Below are 16976 nucleotides of genomic sequence, written 5' to 3'. Positions count from 1 at the left end.
GTCCTTAAGGCTTGTCGACATCCAAGTCTTCAAGGCTGCGCTGGGCATCCTTGAGCGCTTCCGCATCGGGATGCTCGGGACCAACTTCGCCAACAATGCGTGCCACCGAAACCCAGTCCGCGCGGGCACCAGCATCATCACCCTGCGCCAACCGAATGGCGCCGCGTTCAACCAGCACATAAGGACCGTCCGGCTGCAACGCGAGGGCACGTGAAATGTCTTCGCTGGCGCCATCCAGCTTGCCTTGTGCGCGTTTGGCACCTGCACGAAGCACCAGAACATCTGCTGCATCGGGTCGAATGGCCAATGCCTGATTGAGGTCTGCTTCAGCCGCCGCAAAGTCTCCGGCAGCTGCATAGGCCCGCCCCCGATCGACCAGAAACCCGGTATCGCCGGGGGTGAGGTTGAGGGCGGCCGTCAGGGCAATCGCCGCGTTTTCGCCGCTGCCTGCCAGCAGCCACGCATTGCCCGCCTGCGCCAACAGGGCGGCACGGTCTTCGGGTTCGCCCGAGCCCGGCGCATCAGCCAGATCACCCAGACGCACCGCGGCTTCGCCGTACAGCTTCAACTCCACAAGGGCCAGCGCCTCACAATGACGCGCGGCGGGACCGCCGCCATTGGTGCGCCATTCCATCGCCTGATCAAAGGCCTGGTCCGGGTCAACCTCGACCAGCCGCAGGCAGTCACGGTAGCGCGCAGCGGAATCAAGGTCCTGGGCATAGCTTCGGGCGGGCAGCACGAACACCATCAGGATGGCGACGCCGACAATCAGCAGGCCGACCCATAGGAAAAACAGCCGTGCGGCATTTATCATCTCTCTCATGGGCGCTACCGTCGCGCGCAGCGGTGGCCATTTCAAGGCGCGCATTTGGCAACAAAAAGGATTCTTCCCTCGATGCCTCGTCTGTTCTGTTTTGGCCTTGGATTCTCTGCGCTCACATTTGCCCGGCATATGCAGCAGCAAGGCTGGCAGGTTGCAGGTACCTGCCGCAGCGAAGAAAAGGCGGAAGTTTTACGTGCTGAGGGTTTTGACGTTCATCTGTTCGGCGATGCACCGCTTGCTGATCCAGCCCAAGCACTCGCAGGCACGACCCATCTGCTTGCGTCGGTGCCTCCCGGTGACGATGGTGATCCGGTCGTAGGTACCCATGGCAAAGACATCCAGACCATCAGCGGTCTTGAATGGATCGGATATCTTTCAACCACCGGTGTTTATGGCGACCGCAAGGGTGGCTACGTAAACGAAGACAGCATGTTGCTGCCCTCAACAGAGCGCGGCAAAAAACGCGTCACTGCGGAGCTTGTCTGGCAGGACCTTGCCGCTGCCATGAACGTGCCCCTTCACATGTTCCGGCTGGCGGGGATTTATGGACCCGGGCGCAATCAACTGGTCAGCCTGCGCAAGGGCAAGGCACGCCGGGTTGAGAAACCCGGGCAGGTGTTCTCGCGCATTCATGTGGATGACATTGCCCAGATACTTGAGGCGGCTGCCACAAGCGGCCTGCCGACGCAGCCTTTCAACGTGTGCGACAACGAAGCCAGCGCTCCGCAGGACGTTGTGGCCTATGCGGCAGACCTCCTGGGCATGGACCCACCGCCGCTGGTGCCGTTTGACGAGGTGGAGATGTCGCCCATGGGCCGCAGCTTCTACGCAGAATCAAAACGGGTGAAAAACGACCGCATCAAGGATGATCTGGGCGTGGTTCTGAAGTACCCGACCTACCGCGAAGGTCTGCAGGCGCTTGCCGATGCCTGGGACGGAAAAGCCTAGGTGCCGGTAACATCATCCAGAGCCTGATGCAGCCGGACGATGTCTGCCGGGGTGGACAGGCGGTGGTCGCCGGACTTGACCAGTGTATAGGCCACGTCGTCGCCCTCCAGAGCTTCCACCAGCATGAGCGCGTGCTGCCACGGCACATCGTCGTCGCACATGCCCTGGAGGATGCGTACCGGGCAGGTCACCGGAATGGGCTTGTCGAGGATGAGATGATCCCGGCCTTCCTCGATTAGCCGACGGGTAATGATGTAAGGCTCATCATCATAATCAGATGGCTGGTTGTACTGACCTTCGTCCATAATCGTGCGGCGTATCTCGTCGGAGAAGCCGGACCACATCAGTTTTTCCGTAAAATCCGGTGCCGGCGCGATGAGCACCATGCCCTTGAGGCGGTCGCCCTCGCCTGCCGCCTGCAGCGCACGGGCCGCGAGAAGAGACAGCCAACCGCCCATGCTGGACCCGACCAGAACCACAGGGCCGGGCGCCAGGTCCCGCAGCACATGCAGCCCGTCTTCCAGCCAGCGACCAATGGTGCCGTCTGTGAAGTCACCGGACGATGCCCCGTGTCCGAAATAGTCAAACCGGACAAAAGCCTGGCCCCGTTCCTTGGCCCAGTCGTCCAGCGCGGTTGCTTTTGTGCCCGTCATGTCCGACTTAAAGCCGCCGAACCAGACCACCGTCGGGCCCTCTCCCTCGCGCGCCTGAAAAGCGAGCGTTTCGCCGTCGGGGCGGGTAAGGTTCTGGAACGTATTTTCTAATTGGGTCATAAGGCCTGAATTCTATTGGTACTTGGGAGCACAAGAGCTCTTGGAACACACGGACAGCCAGCTTACCAAGCCCGGCGTGCTGCAGGTAATCCCTCAGCTTGACGCAGGGGGCGCTGAACGCTCCTGCGTGGAGATCGCCAGCGCGGTTGCAGCCAATGGCTGGCGTTCGTTTGTGGCCACCAATGGTGGTCGTCTGGAAACCGAGCTGCTGCGGGCCGGCGTCACCGTGTTTCATATGGATGCCGCGTCCAAGAATCCGATGGTCATGATGGAAAACATCGGCAAACTGCGCCGGATCATACGCGCACGCGATATATCCATCGTCCATGCCCGCAGCCGGGCACCGGCCTGGAGTGCCATAGCGGCTGCCAATGCCGAGCGCCGGCATTTCGTCACGACCTATCACAGCAAGGTCCATGACAAGCCGCGCTGGAAAGTGTTCTACAATTCAGTGATGGCCCGCGGTGAGGCCGTCATCGCCAACTCACAGTTTACCGCTGATCGCATCATGATGGCCCATGGGACACCGGTGGACACGGTCCATCCGATTCCACGCGGCTTTGATCTTGAGACGTTTGACCCGGACAGTGTGGATCAGACCCGCGTTCAGGCGCTGAAGAACGAATGGGGCGTGGAGGGAGACAACCGTCCTTTGGTTGTGCTGCCCGCCCGGCTGACCCGCTGGAAGGGTCCGCTGCTTTTGATTGATGCTGCTGCCAGAACCACACTGCCCGCAAAATTTGTCATCGCAGGCGATGCACAGGGGCGAGAGGATTTTGAAACTGAAGTCCGCCAGCACATCGCTGATCTTGGCCTCATGGAACAGGTGACGCTGGCAGGCCATATCAGCGATATGGCGGCGGCCTATAAGGCGGCAGACATCATTGTGTCTGCCTCGCTGGACCCAGAGCCCTTTGGACGCATTGGTGTGGAAGCACAGGCCATGGGCAAGCTCATGATCGCGCCGGACCACGGAGGCGCGCGGGAACAGTTCATCACGGACCCGGCCCATCAGCGCACCGGCTGGCTGTTTGAGCCCGGCAATGCGGATGCCCTGGCATCCGTGCTGGATGACGCGCTTGCCATGTCGGCTGAGGACGCAACCCAGATGGGCGGGCGGGCGCGGGCACATGCGCTCAGCTCTTTCACGTCAGAGGCCATGTGTGCCTCTACCCTGGATGTCTATCGCGATGTCCTGAGCGGTGCGGCAAGCGCCCGAAAGGCCGCCGGAACTTCATGAGCAGGGAAAACATTCTGGTCATCAAGCTGGGCGCGCTTGGGGATTTTGTTCAGGCGCTTGGTCCCTTTGCCGCCATCCGCACCCATCACGACGCGCTGGATGAGACGGGCCACGCGCACATCACCCTGCTCACCACGCCTGCCTTTGCAGGCCTTGCCAAAGATTCAGGCTATTTCGACGACATCTGGGACGACGGGCGCACGAAGGGCTTTGGGTCGCTCCTGTCACTGGTTCGCCGTATGAGCTGGGCGAAATTCACGCGGGTCTATGACCTGCAGACCTCGTCGCGGTCCTCGATGTATTTTCATCTGCTTTGGCCACGCACCGAGTGGTCTGGCATTGCGCGTGGGTGCTCACACCCGCACACCAACCCGCGCCGCGATTTCATGCACACCATCGATCGACAGGCGGAGCAGCTGCGCGATGCTGGCATTGCTGACACACCAATGCCTGATCCAGCACGGCTTGCCGGCTCCAGATCCGTGGTGGAGACGATCGGATCGGATGCGCCCTATGGTCTCATGGTGCCTGGCGCTGCGCCCCACCGCCCTGCCAAGCGCTGGCCTGCAACCCATTTTGCGCAGGTCGCGCGTGATTGGGCTGCACAGGGCATCCGCCCGGTCATTTTGGGGTCGAAGAGCGAAAAACCCCTCGCGCAGGACATTGCGGAGAGCGAATCCACCGCTCTCAATCTTGCCGGAGACACCAGCCTCAATGACATTGTGACCCTGGCCTTGGGTGCAAAAATGGCTGTGGGCAACGATACCGGGCCCATGCATCTCATCTCGCTCAGCGGCACGCCGAGTGTGGCGTTGTTTGGCTCTGACAGCGATCCGGCTCTGTGTGCGCCGCGCGGACCAAGGGTCAGCATCCTCGCCGGGCCGGAGATTTCCGCGCATTCTCCGGACGACGTTAAGGCCGCATTGGCGAAACTTGCCGGAATAACTTGAATTTCAGGCGGATTCACGAAATATAGGCGCTTCAACACCTTGTGTTTCACTGGACGGGGCTTGCGGGACTGTATGATTGAACCTTTCTCCCGCGCCGTTCTGACGGGAGAGTAACGACATCGCACGCCGCCCCAATATGGCGCCCCCTCAAAAACAAGAGGGCCCGCGCGCCAATGACCAGATCAATGTTCCAGACGTTCGGCTGATTGATGCCGAAGGCGAAAATGTAGGCGTTGTCGCCACAGACCGCGCGATGGAAATGGCCTCAGAGGTTGGCCTTGATCTGGTGGAGGTTTCTCCCACCGCCAAGCCGCCTGTCGCCAAGATCATGGATCTGGGCAAATACAAATATCAGGCCCAGAAGAAAGCCGCTGAAGCGCGCAAGAACCAGAAGACGGTCGACGTCAAAGAAATCAAGATGCGCCCGAACATCGACACGCATGATTACGACGTGAAGATGCGCAACATGCTTCGCTTCTTTGAAGAAGGCGACAAGGTGAAGGTCACCCTGCGCTTCCGTGGCCGTGAAATGGCCCACCAGGAACTCGGCATGAAACTGCTCCACAAGGTCCGTGACCAGGTGGATGAAATCGCGAAGGTGGAACTCCACCCCAAGCTTGAAGGCCGCCAGATGATCATGGTGCTGGCGCCGCGCTAGCAGTCTTGAAGATCAGACAAAAATGCCCGCGTCCAAATGGACCCGGGCATTTTTTATGGCATCGAAAACATTGATAGGCAGGAGATGGATACGTGTCAGACCAAATCACATTGCTGGTTGAGTCCAACATCAGTGACGGAAAGCTCGACGAGCTTCTGGCGGTCGTTGCGCGCCTCAAAGCGCATGTCGCCAAGACTGAACCCGATACGCTTCAGTATGACTGGTTCATTGATGCAGACAACAATACAGCGCGGGTGGTTGAGGTTTACGCAAGCTCCGACGCTGTTCTTTTTCACGCACAAAACTATGCGTCATTCGCCAAAGAGCTTGCCAGCCTGCGCACGGTTGCTTCCATGAGCGTCTGCGGCACGCCATCATCCGCACTGGCGGATGCCTTCAGCAAAGCGGGCGCCAAGTTCTACGCCCCCGTCTAGGCTGATCACCACACATAGCAGAGCAGAGGAAATTTCATGAGCACCCGCCACCTGGTTGACCCGGACCTGCAGTCTTTTCTGGATGTGTTTCCTGCACTCGATCTCTCAACCGAGGCCTTGCCGGGCATTCGTGAACTGATGGCCAGCATGGCCGTGCTTGGTGATCCGGCAGAGCATGATGTCACCCGTCGCGAGATCAAGGTTCCCGGGCTAAACGGCGCACCGGATGTTCGATGCCTGGTTTATGAGAGCAACAAAAGCGCCGGCACCCGTCCGGCCTTCCTGCATATCCATGGCGGCGGCTATATCGGCGGCAATGTGGAAGGATCTGATCAGCGCAACACGCAGATCGCAGCACAGCTTGGCGTGACGGTCGTTTCCGTCGAGTACCGGCTGGCACCTGAACACCCCTACCCTGCACCGCTTGATGACTGCGCTGCTGCTCTTGCGTGGCTTTTTGACACTGCCGGTGAGTTGAATGTGGACGCTACGCGCATTGCCGTGGGCGGTGACAGTGCGGGCGGCGGATTGGCCGCAGCCCTTGTTCAGCGCACCCATGCGGAAGGCAAATACACAATCGCATTCCAGCATCTGGTTTATCCCATGCTGGACGACCGCACGACCGCACCGGGCGTGACGCCTGATCCGCTTACAGGCGAGTTTGTTTGGACGGCGGATGCCAATGTGTTCGGCTGGGCATCCTATCTGGGTGACATGGCACCAGCTGCTCCGGCTGTGCCCGCACGCGCAGACAGTGTTGACGGACTGCCCCCCACATGGATTGGGGTTGGCAGTCTTGATCTGTTTTTGGACGAAGACATCGCCTATGCCCGCCGACTGACGGGGGCAGGTGTCGCGACGGAGTTACAGATCTACCCCGCTGCCTATCACGGCTTTGTCTTTGTGCAGGACGCGCCGATATCTCAACGGTTTGAGCGGGACTATCTGGAGTCGCTGGGACGCGGGTTGGGCGTTTAGGACGCTACCTGCTTCCCGCGACCTACCTGCTGCCAGGTCAGAATCATGGCGATTGCCACCAACCAGACTGCGATCAGCAGATGGTAGGCGTGCCAGCTTATGTCTGGCCCAAGGACCGGCGATCGCTGCACCAGCAAGATATTGATCAGCATGAGGGACGCTGCAGCCGTCGCCAGCAGGCGTCCGGCGACGGGGGCTGCAGCGCCAAGCAGCACGACAGGTATCGGCACCACCGTGAAGGCCAAGACAACGGCCACTGCAACTACGGGCCATGTCAGCGCCACTGCAATGCATAGTCCGACCACAAGGACCGCCAGTTTACCAACCATGTCTCTGGACCCTGCCGGGGCAAAGTACCGGACTAGATCTGAGGCAATAAGCCCGGCGCCAATCAATCCGCCCGCCCGTGAGACGAGCTTGTGGATGGTTTCCAGTTGATCATGCGCATTCAAGCCGAAACGGATTGTTCCAAGCGCGGCGGCAATACCGATGAGAGCTGCACCGACAGATGCGAGCCGACATCCATTCCGCCAGAAAGCGCGGATAGACCATAGACAAGCGAGAACCAACACCGCCTCAGAGGCTGCATAATGCACAGGCATGATCAGGCCTGCTGCGGTGAAAGCGTTTCATCAACCACGTCTGCTGCCTGCTTGATGGCAACAGATGTCAGGCGGGACCCGTCATGGCTCCAGCCGGGAGGAGCAACCACATACAGGACACGCTGCATCAGCGTCAGTCCCGGTGTGAAAAAGTCTTTCACCACATTCCAGTATTCGTGGAAGATAATCTTGAGGGGATTGAGTGTCTCGATGTCTTTCACCAGACCGAACTCAGGCAGGTCATTGGGGTCTTCGGCTGCGAACGTGCCGAACATCTTGTCCCAGATAATCAGTGTACCTGCATAATTTCTGTCGAGATATTGCGGGTTCTTGCCGTGATGTACGCGGTGGTGGGACGGCGTGTTGAACACAGCCTCGAACCATGCCGGCAGTTTATCGATCGTCTGCGTGTGCAGGAAGAATTGATAGATGGCGTTCAGCGCACCGCAGAAAATGACGACAAGGGGGTCAAACCCGATCAGCACCAGCGGGATCTTGAGAAATGTCGTGCCCGAGAAATGTTTGGTCCATCCCTGGCGCAAGGCAACGGCCAGGTTGAAGTGGGTGCTTGAGTGATGTGTCACATGCATCGCCCACGGCCAGCGGCAACGATGGGCAATGCGGTGATGCAGGTAGTAACGCAAATCATCGAGCAGGAAGCATGCGACAACTGATGCCACGGTGAGCGGGATGGCCACGAGCTGATATTGCGCAGCCCAAAAGAGCATGGCGACGGTCAGAAAGGCCGACGCCCCGTTTGTGACCGTGCTGGCAAGCCCAAGGAAAATGCTGACAGCGTCGTCCCTGCCATCCATTTCCACCCGCGTGCCAAAGATGCGCACGAGGACCATTTCAATTGCGATGGCCGCAAAAAATACGGGGATCGCGTAGAGCGTCACTTTTGACGCGACGATGTCTTCCAAAACCATGATTCTAGCCTCCAGCCCATCTTCCGGTGTTTCCCGGCCCCGGCATGCTCCGGGATTGGCTGAACGCTATCGGAGCAGTTAAATTCGATAAATTGAATAATAATCCCTTATATGCCACCTTTTGGAATATATGTTTGACCTCCGCCATATCCGGCACTTTGAAGCCGTTTACAGGCTCGGCAACTTCTCAAAAGCGGCCGACGAAGTGAGCCTGTCCCAGTCCGCAATCACCAAAAGCATCCGATCGCTGGAGACTTTGTGGGATGTGGAGCTGTTTCATCGCACCACACGGTCTGTTGCGCCGACGGAGGCCGGCAAGCGCCTCTATCCATTGGCCGTCAATATTCTCGCCTATGCGGAGAATGTGCGGCGGGAAACGCGCGGCGGGGCGCGCGAGCTTCGGATCGTCAGCGGGCCTGCTGTGCTTGAGTTGCTTATCCAACCTGCGTTGCTGCACTACCGGGACACGCACGGGCATATGCGGGTGACCGCTGAATCCATGCCGCCCGCCTATGCGGCGGACGAATTGATCCAGCGCCGGGCGCATCTGCTGCTCTACCACACCACCACCATGGCCGGGCTGCCGCATAACAGGCGCCTGCACATCGAGACGCTGTTTGAAGAGCCCTACATGGTGGCATTCAGGCCCGGACACCCGATGCTCGCAACAGACGGCGCGCTTGGTGAACTGCTGACATTTGACTGGGCTGTTGCAGGGTACGATCAGATTTTTGAAGGCAACCTGCCCGATGAGCTGCGCGACCTGCTGCAACGAAGTGATTTCCCGCGCTACCGGCTGCTGAGCCAGACAGCCTGCCTGGCGCTTTCCGCCTCCACGGATGTGCTCACCGCGGCCCCGCGATCAGCCCTCGCACCGTACCTTGCAGACGGCAGTCTGGACGCCAGGCCTCACCCGGCAGGCCTCAATTTTTCCGTCAGCGCGGCGACGCTTCCTGAAACCCGGCACGAACCGGCGATCAGCAGTTTCATTGATAGCGTCAGGTCGCTCACTGCCACGTCCTGAGCGGATCAGAGCCGCTGCTTTTGCATTCGCGGCAATCAGGGTCATACTTCTCCTGAAAACAAAAATATATGGGAGGAGACACCGATGCGCTTTGGGGTCTTTTACGAGCTTCAGCTGCCACGCCCCTGGGGCGACGATGGGGAACACCGCCTCTTCAAGGAGGCGCTGGACCAGATCGTTCTCGCGGACAAGCTTGGCTATGACTATGCGTGGGAGGTGGAGCATCACTTCCTTGAGGAGTACTCCCACTCCGCAGCACCGGAAGTGTTTCTGGCCGCTGCCGCCGGGCAAACGAAAAACATCCGGCTTGGCCACGGCATCCGGCAGGTGATTGCCAACTACAATCACCCCGCCCGTACGGCAGAATGCATCGGCACGCTTGATCTCATCTCTGATGGCCGTGTGGATTTCGGCATCGGCGAAGGCGCGACGCGTCTTGAGCTTGGCGGCTTTGACATTCCCGCGCGGGAAAAACGCGAGATGTCACTGGAGGCCGCCGAGCAGATTGCCAACATGATGGTGATGGATCCTTATCCTGGATTTGAAGGCAAGACCTTCTCCATGCCGTGCCGCAACGTCATTCCCAAGCCACTGCAAAAGCCGCATCCGCCCATGTGGATGGCCTGCACCAATCGCGACACCATCAAGGTGGCAGCGTCGCTTGGTCTGGGTGCACTGGCGTTCTCCTTTGTTGATCCCGACGAAGCGCGCGCGTGGGCTGACATCTATTACGGCATCATCAAGTCAGACCAGTGCGTGCCGCTGGGCCATCGGGTCAATGCCAACATCGCCATGGTGTCATCGTTCTCGATTCATCAGGACCGTGAAGAAGCAATCCGCCGTGGCCATGAAGGCTTTGAGTTCTTTGGCTATGCGCTGGGCCGCATGGTGACGCAGGATTTTGTGCCGGGCCGCACGGATATGTGGGCGGAATACATCGAGCGCCGGGGCGATCGGACGGAAGACGTAATCAAGGAAGCCGCGTCACAGGCGCCGGGCGGACTTGGTGGCATCGGCACGCCGGACGACATGCGTGCGCACTTGAAAGCCATGCAGGAGGCCGGCGTTGATCAGGTCATCTTCATGCAGCAGGCGGGCAACAATTCGCACCAGCATATCTGCGAGAGCCTTGAGCTGTTTGCGTCCGACGTCATGCCGGACTTCAAGGCAGATGTTGCCAAGCGCGAAGCCCGGAAGGCCGAAGAACTCGCGCCCTACATCGAGGCAGCCCTTGCCCGCAAACAGAAGATGCCTCCCATCGCGGACAAGGATATTCCCGTTATTCCTGCGGCAGTGTCCAAGCCGCAGGTGAACCAGACGGCTGCGGAGTAATCGCTACGACGCCAACCGCTGCTTGAAGAAGTCCAGAATGTTGTCGCGGGCCATGGCTGTGGGCTCACCTTCCTCATCAATAAGGTGGGTGGTCACCACGCTGTGGGGCGTGGTCACAAACTTCTTGGCGAATTCCGGCAGGTCGGTGTTGGCAGCACTGTCGGGCAGCACATGCCCTTCAAAACGGTCGCCCAGGGCTTCCGCGTAGCGGGCAAAGCGCTCTGCCTGGCAGAAACTGTCGCCCTCAAAGCGATAGGCCAGCACTGTAAGGTCGTCGCGCTCCATGCGTTCGCGTACGGCGGCCAGCTCTTCCGGCGGGCTTTCAACGGCGGCGGCATCGTCCAGTGGCAGGGATGGCTGAGACAGCACCGGCGCCAGAACCGAGTCCTCAAGCATCATCGACAAGGCAAAATTGCCGGTAAAGCACATGCCGATGGCCCCAACGCCGGGGCCGCCACATTCTTCGTGGGCCAGTTTGGCCAATGCCCGCAGCCAGATCGTGACCGGGCTGGCCTTGCCATCGGGGTTGCCCTTGGCAAAAGCCCTAAATTCAGCGCTCACACAGGCATGCTGGAAGCTCTCCGTGCCCTCTTTTTCATTGGGAACCGCGCCATCGCGGCCAAATAGCGAGGGCATATAGACCGTGAAACCGGCATCGCGCACCCAGCGGGCAAACCGCGACACATGCGGGCTGATATTGGGCATTTCCGTCATCACGATGACCGCCGGGCCCGAGCCCATCACATGCACCATCTTGGTGATGCCCGGGGTCGCCCCGTCCAGCGTGATCTCGCGATGGTCGAAATCATCCAGCGGATCGTCTTCAAACATGCTTTGCACAGCCATGGGGCACCTTCCTGAGTTTCTATATTGAACTCAGCCTAACGGATCATGACCCGGCCAGGCAACAAAAAAGGGCAGCAGGCATGACAGAACCGGGGCCTCACCCCCTCTTGCATCCCCCTTCTGGCCCCTCTATAACCCCGCCTCTTAGTGCCGCCTGGCCTGTAGGGCATGCCATGGCGGCTTTGTTGCTGTTCCAGCGCTGGATCTTGATCCGGCGCTTTGATTTGAAGGAAGACGCGAAATGCCCAAACTGAAGACAAAGAGCGGCGCCAAGAAGCGTTTCTCTCTTACGGCTAAAGGGAAAGTGCGCGCGGGCCAGGCTGGCAAGCGTCACGGCATGATCAAGCGGTCTCAGACGCAGATTCGTAATCTGCGCGGGACAACCATCCTGTCTCCACAGGATGCCAAGGTCGTCAAAAAGTTCCTGCCTTACGGCTGAACGCCCCTTTTTAGAAATTCGTTTGAGGAGAACCTGACATGGCACGTGTCAAACGGGGCGTCACAACTCACGCCCGTCATCGCAAAGTAATCAAGGCCGCCAAGGGCTACTACGGCGCCCGGAAGAATACCTTCCGCATCGCCACCCAGGCTGTCGACAAGGCTGGCCAGTACCAGTATCGCGACCGCAAGGTCCGCAAGCGTACGTTCCGTTCGCTTTGGATCCAGCGCATCAATGCTGCCACGCGTGAGCACGGCATGACCTATGGCCGATTTATCAACGGCCTCACGGTTGCCGGGATCGACGTGGACCGCAAAGTGCTGTCTGACATCGCGATCCGCGAACCTGAGGCCTTCAAGGCTCTGGTCGATCAGGCGGCCGCCGCGCTGAAGTAGTCCTTAGGACTCATCCACACGATAAACATCGCTGTTTGCCCGCGCGGGCTGCTGCCGGTTCCCACCAGAACCGAATAGCTGCCACGCGCGTGGCAACAGCGATTTTTTTATGCCAAAAGGCCTGTACCCAAATGGCCGGAATTGAGACCAGATGAGCGACCTTCAGACTGAAGCGAAATCCCTCGAAGACCAGTTCACCTCTGCCATCGCAGATGCTGAGACCCTGGACGCGCTGGAGCAGGTGCGCGTGGCCGCCCTGGGCAAGAAGGGGCGCGTCTCAGAGCTGATGAAGGGTCTGGGCAAAATGAGCCCAGAGGAACGCAAGGAAGCGGGTCCACTTCTCAACGGCCTCAAGACCCGCATCGCCGACGCCATCACGGCCCGTCAGGCCATGCTGCATGACGCAGCCCTGGAAGTGCAGCTGGAACAGGACCGCGTGGATGTCACGCTGCCGGTTGCCGCCGCTCCCGCCGAGCAGGGCCGCATCCACCCGAACTCACAGGTGATGGACGAGATCGTCGCCATCTTCGCGGATATGGGATTCGACGTGAAGGAAGGTCCGGACATTGAAACGGACGAATACAACTTCACAGCGCTGAACATCCCGCCGGAGCACCCTGCCCGGCAGATGCATGACACGTTCTATTTCCATGAGCAGGAAGACGGCTCACGGCTGCTGCTGCGGACCCATACAAGTCCTGTGCAGGTGCGCACCATGCGCAGCGAGAAGCCGCCGCATCGTTTCATTGCACCGGGCCGCACGTTCCGCTGCGACAGTGACCAGACCCACACCCCGATGTTCCATCAGGTGGAAGGCATGGTCATTGATGAAACAACCCATATGGGTCACCTGCGCTGGACACTGGAAGAATTCGCCCGCGCCTACTTTGAAGTAGACAGCGTGGAAATGCGTTTCCGCCCGAGCTACTTCCCGTTCACGGAACCGTCCATGGAAGTGGACATCCGCTGTGATCGCTCGGGCAAAGACATCAAGATAGGCCAGGGTGATGACTGGCTCGAAATTCTGGGCTGCGGCATGGTCAATCCGAACGTGCTCAAGGCGTCCGGCCTCGACCCTGAGGTTTATCAGGGCTTTGCCTTCGGCATTGGCATTGACCGTCTCGCCATGCTGAAATATGGCGCGCCTGATCTGCGGGCGTTCTTTGATGGCGACCTGCGCTGGCTCAAGCACTACGGATTTTCGGCTCTGGATGTACCGTCTCTATACGGAGGGCTGAGCCGATGAAATTCTCCCTCTCCTGGCTCAAGGACCATCTTGAGACAACAGCCACGCTTGATGAACTGTCCGACGCCCTGACTATGCTGGGTCTGGAAGTGGAAGAGATCCACGATCCGGCCAAGGCCCTTGGTGCGTTCACCGTTGCGAAGATCATCAGCACGGAACAGCACCCCAATGCGGATAAGCTGAAGCTCTGCAAGGTCGCCACGGCCAAAGGCGAGATGCAGGTTGTGTGTGGTGCGCCCAATGCGCGCGAAGGACTGACCGGCATCTTTGCGCCGGAAGGCGCTTACGTGCCCGGCATCGACATGACGTTGAAGCCGACGGAAATTCGCGGTGTGCAGTCCAACGGCATGATGTGCTCGGAACGTGAGCTTGAGCTGTCGGAAGAGCACAACGGCATCATCGATCTTGAAGGTGACTTCGAGGTCGGCATGTCTGCGGCGGACGCCCTTGGCGTCAATGATCCCGTCATCGAAATTGCCATTACGCCCAACCGGCCCGACTGTACTGGCGTGCGCGGCATTGCGCGTGATCTGGCCGCCATGGGCGTGGGTACCCTCAAGGCTGAAACCATAGAGACCGTTCCCGGCACATTTGAGAGCAACACCAAGGTCGATCTCAAGTTCGACGGCGACCCTGCCTGCCAGTTGTTCCTTGGACGGATGATCAAGGGCGTGAAGAACGGCCCATCGCCGGACTGGTTGCAGAAAAAGCTGCGTGCCATCGGCCTGCGGCCAATCAATGCGCTGGTGGACATCACCAACTACATGTCTTTCGACCGCGCACGTCCACTGCATGTGTTTGATGCAGACAAGCTTTCCGGCACCGTACATGCGCGCATGGGCCGGACAGGCGAAGAATTTCTGGCGCTCGACGGCAAGGAATACAAAGCCGACGACAGCATGTGCGTCATCGCTGACGACAACGGCATGCTCGGGCTTGGTGGTGTCATGGGTGGCGCGGCCTCCGGCTGCACAGAGGACACGGTCAATGTGTTCGTCGAGTGCGCCCTGTTCGACCCCATCACCATTGCGACTGCCGGCCGCAAGACAGGCATCACGTCAGATGCCCGCTTCCGCTTTGAGCGTGGTGTTGATCCGGAATTTGCTCACGACGGCATGGAAATGGCGACACGCCTGATCCTCGACATGTGTGGCGGCGAGGCCAGCACCGTTGAAAGCGCTGGTGGCATCCCGGAATGGCGCCGCGAGATTGCGTTCGATACGGCGCGGGTGCGCAAGCTCACCGGCCTTGAACTTGATGACGCGCGCATCTTCTCAATCCTTGAAGCTCTTGGGTTCGAGAGTGACAGCACATCGTCACCTGCCAAGGTCACGCCGCCGTCCTGGCGCCCTGACGTCCATGGCTCTGCTGACCTCGTTGAAGAAGCTGTGCGTGTGCACGGCATCAACGAAGTGAAGCCCACACCGCTGCCGCGTCTTCATGCGGTTGCAAAACCGATCCTGACGCCGATGCAGGGCCGTGTGCGCCTCGCCCGGCGTGGACTGGCCTCCCGTGGCCTGTCTGAGGCCGTGACGTGGGCCTTCTGCTCCAAACAGCAGGCGGAACTGTTCGGTGGCGGTCAAAAGGCGCTGGAGCTGGCAAATCCGATTTCATCAGAACTGTCCGACATGCGCCCGAGCATTCTGGCAACCCTTGCGGCTGCCGCTCAGCGCAACATTGACCGAGGCATGCGCGACGTTGCGCTGTTTGAGGTTGGTGCGCACTACGCAAATGAAACTCCAGAAGGCCAGAGCACATCTGCTGCTGGTCTTCGCGCGGGCAACACCACCCGTGAGTGGCAGGGTGCGTCCGCGCCGGATGTGTTCACCGCCAAGGAAGATGCGCTGGCGGCACTGGCTGCTGCTGGCGGGCCGGCTGCAAATGCTCAAGTCTCGACCGGTGCGTCCGAGTGGTATCATCCGGGCCGTTCCGGCTTGCTGACGCTTGGGCCCAAAGTTGTACTGGCACAATTTGGTGAGCTGCACCCGCGCGTTGTTGAGGCGCTTGGTCTGTCAGGCCGCGTTGCTGCGTTCGAGGTCTATCTCGATGCCATTCCGGCGCCGCGCAAGAAGGCCACACGCTCCAAGCCACCGCTGGATGCGGCTGATCTGATGCCGGTTCGCCGTGACTTTGCCTTCGTCGTCACCAAGGATGTAGCAGGCAACGCACTGCTGAAGGCGGCCAGGGCGGCTGACAAGAAGCTGATCACTGATGCGCAGGTCTTTGATATCTATGAGGGCAAAGGCATTGATGCGGACAGCAAATCTGTCGCTATTGAGGTCACACTCCAGCCCACGGGGCAGACAATGACCGACAAGGACATTGATGCTGTGTCTGAGAAAATCGTTGCATCCGTGCAGAAGGCGACCGGCGGCACACTGCGCGGCTGACGGTACAGGCCGGGCAAGGGTAATGTGTGTCGTTGGCTGCACGTGATTCGGTGCGGCACGTGATGCGGATACATGCCCATGACCGCCCCGAATGACGAAACAGAGCCACCCTATGAGCAGGGCGCGGCAGAAGCCCGCAGCTGGTTTGATCGCCAGCTGCTGCTGGATTCATGGGACGGGCGCGGGCTGTCGCCTCTGAACTGGGTCATCCTTGTTCTGATTATTCTCAGCGTTGTGCTGTTTACGGTCGAGACCATGGAAGGTTTGTCGTCTAACACGGCCTTTCTGCTCGATCTGGTCAATGATGCCATTCTGCTGATCTTTGCCATCGAATTCTGTCTTCGATTGTGGTGTGCCGGGCAGACCCGCGGCGTCACGGGCCTGCGCAATCGCGCTCACTATGCGGGGCGGTTCTGGCTATCGGTTGATTTTCTGGCGTTTGGCCCTGAACTCATCGTGCTGATCGCGACTGGATTCATGGGCGCTGATCTGGCGTGGCTGCGGGCCTTCCGGCTGGCGCGGCTGTTCAAGCTGGCAAAGTATTTCGAGCCTGCGCGGGTGGTTGTTCGGGTTCTGCGGTCAACGTGGCGGCAGTTGATGGTGGCAGCGGTGATTGCCTCGCTGGTGATCTATTCCGCCGCCGTCATCATGTATCTGTTCGAGCGCGACACCATGCCAGAGGCGTTTGGCTCCATTCCGAAGGCCATGTGGTGGAGCGTGGTGACCCTCTCAACTGTAGGCTATGGCGATGTGGTGCCGGCCACCCTCGGGGGCCGTATGGCGGCAGGCCTGCTCATTCTGGGCGCCATCGGCCTTGTGAGCCTTCCCTCGGGCATTATTGCCGGTGCTTTTCAGGACGAATTGCGCCAGCAGCGCGAGCGCGAACGGCTTGAGGAGGAGGAAGAAGCAGGCCCCAAACCGGGCATGTGATCGACCGAGCGGCCTGCGGCGTCAATTCCGCTAGGCGCA

At 59.7% G+C, this 16976-nt stretch carries 18 protein-coding genes; 13 read left to right on the top strand and 5 right to left on the bottom strand.

From position 1 onward, the window contains the following. Positions 1-4 precede the first annotated feature (4 nt). Positions 5-823, bottom strand: a complete 819-nt coding sequence (locus ABXH05_RS08655; protein WP_353560657.1) for a tetratricopeptide repeat protein — start codon at positions 821-823, stop codon at positions 5-7. Positions 824-895: 72 nt separating this feature from the next. Here ABXH05_RS08655 and ABXH05_RS08650 point away from each other — a divergent pair, with 72 nt between their 5' ends. Next, complete coding sequence (locus ABXH05_RS08650; RefSeq protein ID WP_353560656.1) at positions 896-1771, top strand: SDR family oxidoreductase; 876 nt, start codon at positions 896-898, stop codon at positions 1769-1771. Here the strand turns inward: ABXH05_RS08650 and ABXH05_RS08645 are convergent. Next, complete coding sequence (locus ABXH05_RS08645) at positions 1768-2544, bottom strand: alpha/beta hydrolase (RefSeq protein ID WP_353560655.1); 777 nt, start codon at positions 2542-2544, stop codon at positions 1768-1770. The genes ABXH05_RS08650 and ABXH05_RS08645 overlap by 4 nt on opposite strands. Positions 2545-2584: 40 nt before the next feature. Between ABXH05_RS08645 and ABXH05_RS08640 the strand changes: the two genes are divergently transcribed. The 5 genes from ABXH05_RS08640 to ABXH05_RS08620 all read left to right on the top strand — a co-directional run bounded on the left by ABXH05_RS08640 (position 2585) and on the right by ABXH05_RS08620 (position 6804). After that, a complete protein-coding gene (locus tag ABXH05_RS08640) occupies positions 2585-3784 on the top strand; it encodes a glycosyltransferase family 4 protein (protein ID WP_353560654.1) in 1200 nt (399 codons plus the stop codon). After that, positions 3781-4734: a glycosyltransferase family 9 protein gene (locus ABXH05_RS08635; protein WP_353560653.1), complete on the top strand. Its 954-nt coding sequence runs from the start codon at positions 3781-3783 to the stop codon at positions 4732-4734. Before ABXH05_RS08640 ends, ABXH05_RS08635 begins: the two co-directional genes overlap by 4 nt. A 136-nt stretch (positions 4735-4870) precedes the next feature. Then, positions 4871-5392 carry a translation initiation factor IF-3 gene (infC, locus tag ABXH05_RS08630; RefSeq protein WP_043948090.1) on the top strand — a complete coding sequence of 174 codons (522 nt, stop codon included), beginning with the start codon at positions 4871-4873 and terminating at the stop codon, positions 5390-5392. 92 nt (positions 5393-5484) lie between these two features. After that, positions 5485-5826: a putative quinol monooxygenase gene (locus ABXH05_RS08625; protein WP_353560652.1), complete on the top strand. Its 342-nt coding sequence runs from the start codon at positions 5485-5487 to the stop codon at positions 5824-5826. Positions 5827-5862: 36 nt separating this feature from the next. Continuing rightward, a complete protein-coding gene (locus ABXH05_RS08620; RefSeq protein WP_353560651.1) occupies positions 5863-6804 on the top strand; it encodes an alpha/beta hydrolase in 942 nt (313 codons plus the stop codon). On the opposite strand, the gene ABXH05_RS08615 is transcribed toward ABXH05_RS08620, so the two are convergent. Next, positions 6801-7406, bottom strand: coding sequence for a hypothetical protein (locus ABXH05_RS08615; RefSeq protein WP_353560650.1), 606 nt, complete (start codon positions 7404-7406; stop codon positions 6801-6803). The two genes, ABXH05_RS08620 and ABXH05_RS08615, sit on opposite strands and share 4 nt — an antisense overlap. A 2-nt stretch (positions 7407-7408) precedes the next feature. Beyond that, positions 7409-8335, bottom strand: coding sequence for a sterol desaturase family protein (locus ABXH05_RS08610; RefSeq protein WP_353560649.1), 927 nt, complete (start codon positions 8333-8335; stop codon positions 7409-7411). 130 nt (positions 8336-8465) lie between these two features. On the opposite strand from ABXH05_RS08610, the gene ABXH05_RS08605 reads away from it, so the two are divergent. Next, complete coding sequence (locus ABXH05_RS08605) at positions 8466-9359, top strand: LysR family transcriptional regulator (protein ID WP_353560648.1); 894 nt, start codon at positions 8466-8468, stop codon at positions 9357-9359. 84 nt (positions 9360-9443) lie between these two features. After that, positions 9444-10691: an LLM class flavin-dependent oxidoreductase gene (locus ABXH05_RS08600; protein WP_353560647.1), complete on the top strand. Its 1248-nt coding sequence runs from the start codon at positions 9444-9446 to the stop codon at positions 10689-10691. Positions 10692-10694: 3 nt separating this feature from the next. Here ABXH05_RS08600 and ABXH05_RS08595 read toward each other — a convergent pair whose 3' ends face one another. Beyond that, positions 10695-11537 (bottom strand): dienelactone hydrolase family protein, encoded by an 843-nt coding sequence (locus ABXH05_RS08595; RefSeq protein WP_348136762.1) that lies wholly within the window; start codon positions 11535-11537, stop codon positions 10695-10697. 241 nt (positions 11538-11778) lie between these two features. Here ABXH05_RS08595 and rpmI point away from each other — a divergent pair, with 241 nt between their 5' ends. The 5 genes from rpmI to ABXH05_RS08570 all read left to right on the top strand — a co-directional run bounded on the left by rpmI (position 11779) and on the right by ABXH05_RS08570 (position 16937). After that, on the top strand, positions 11779-11976 hold the full coding sequence (gene rpmI, locus ABXH05_RS08590) for a 50S ribosomal protein L35 (RefSeq protein WP_043948086.1): 198 nt from the start codon (positions 11779-11781) through the stop codon (positions 11974-11976). Between the two features lie 38 nt (positions 11977-12014). Next, on the top strand, positions 12015-12371 hold the full coding sequence (gene rplT, locus ABXH05_RS08585; RefSeq protein ID WP_348136761.1) for a 50S ribosomal protein L20: 357 nt from the start codon (positions 12015-12017) through the stop codon (positions 12369-12371). Between the two features lie 151 nt (positions 12372-12522). Then, on the top strand, positions 12523-13617 hold the full coding sequence (gene pheS / locus ABXH05_RS08580) for a phenylalanine--tRNA ligase subunit alpha (protein WP_348136760.1): 1095 nt from the start codon (positions 12523-12525) through the stop codon (positions 13615-13617). Beyond that, positions 13614-16007 (top strand): phenylalanine--tRNA ligase subunit beta, encoded by a 2394-nt coding sequence (gene pheT, locus ABXH05_RS08575; RefSeq protein ID WP_353560646.1) that lies wholly within the window; start codon positions 13614-13616, stop codon positions 16005-16007. The genes pheS and pheT overlap by 4 nt, the downstream gene beginning before the upstream one ends. 78 nt (positions 16008-16085) lie before the next feature. After that, positions 16086-16937 carry an ion transporter gene (locus ABXH05_RS08570; protein WP_353560645.1) on the top strand — a complete coding sequence of 284 codons (852 nt, stop codon included), beginning with the start codon at positions 16086-16088 and terminating at the stop codon, positions 16935-16937. Positions 16938-16976 lie beyond the last annotated feature (39 nt).

It is taken from the genome of Pyruvatibacter sp. HU-CL02332, from assembly GCF_040362765.1.
Lineage (GTDB): Bacteria > Pseudomonadota > Alphaproteobacteria > CGMCC-115125 > CGMCC-115125 > Pyruvatibacter.
This window is presented reverse-complemented; position numbering and strand designations above follow the sequence as displayed.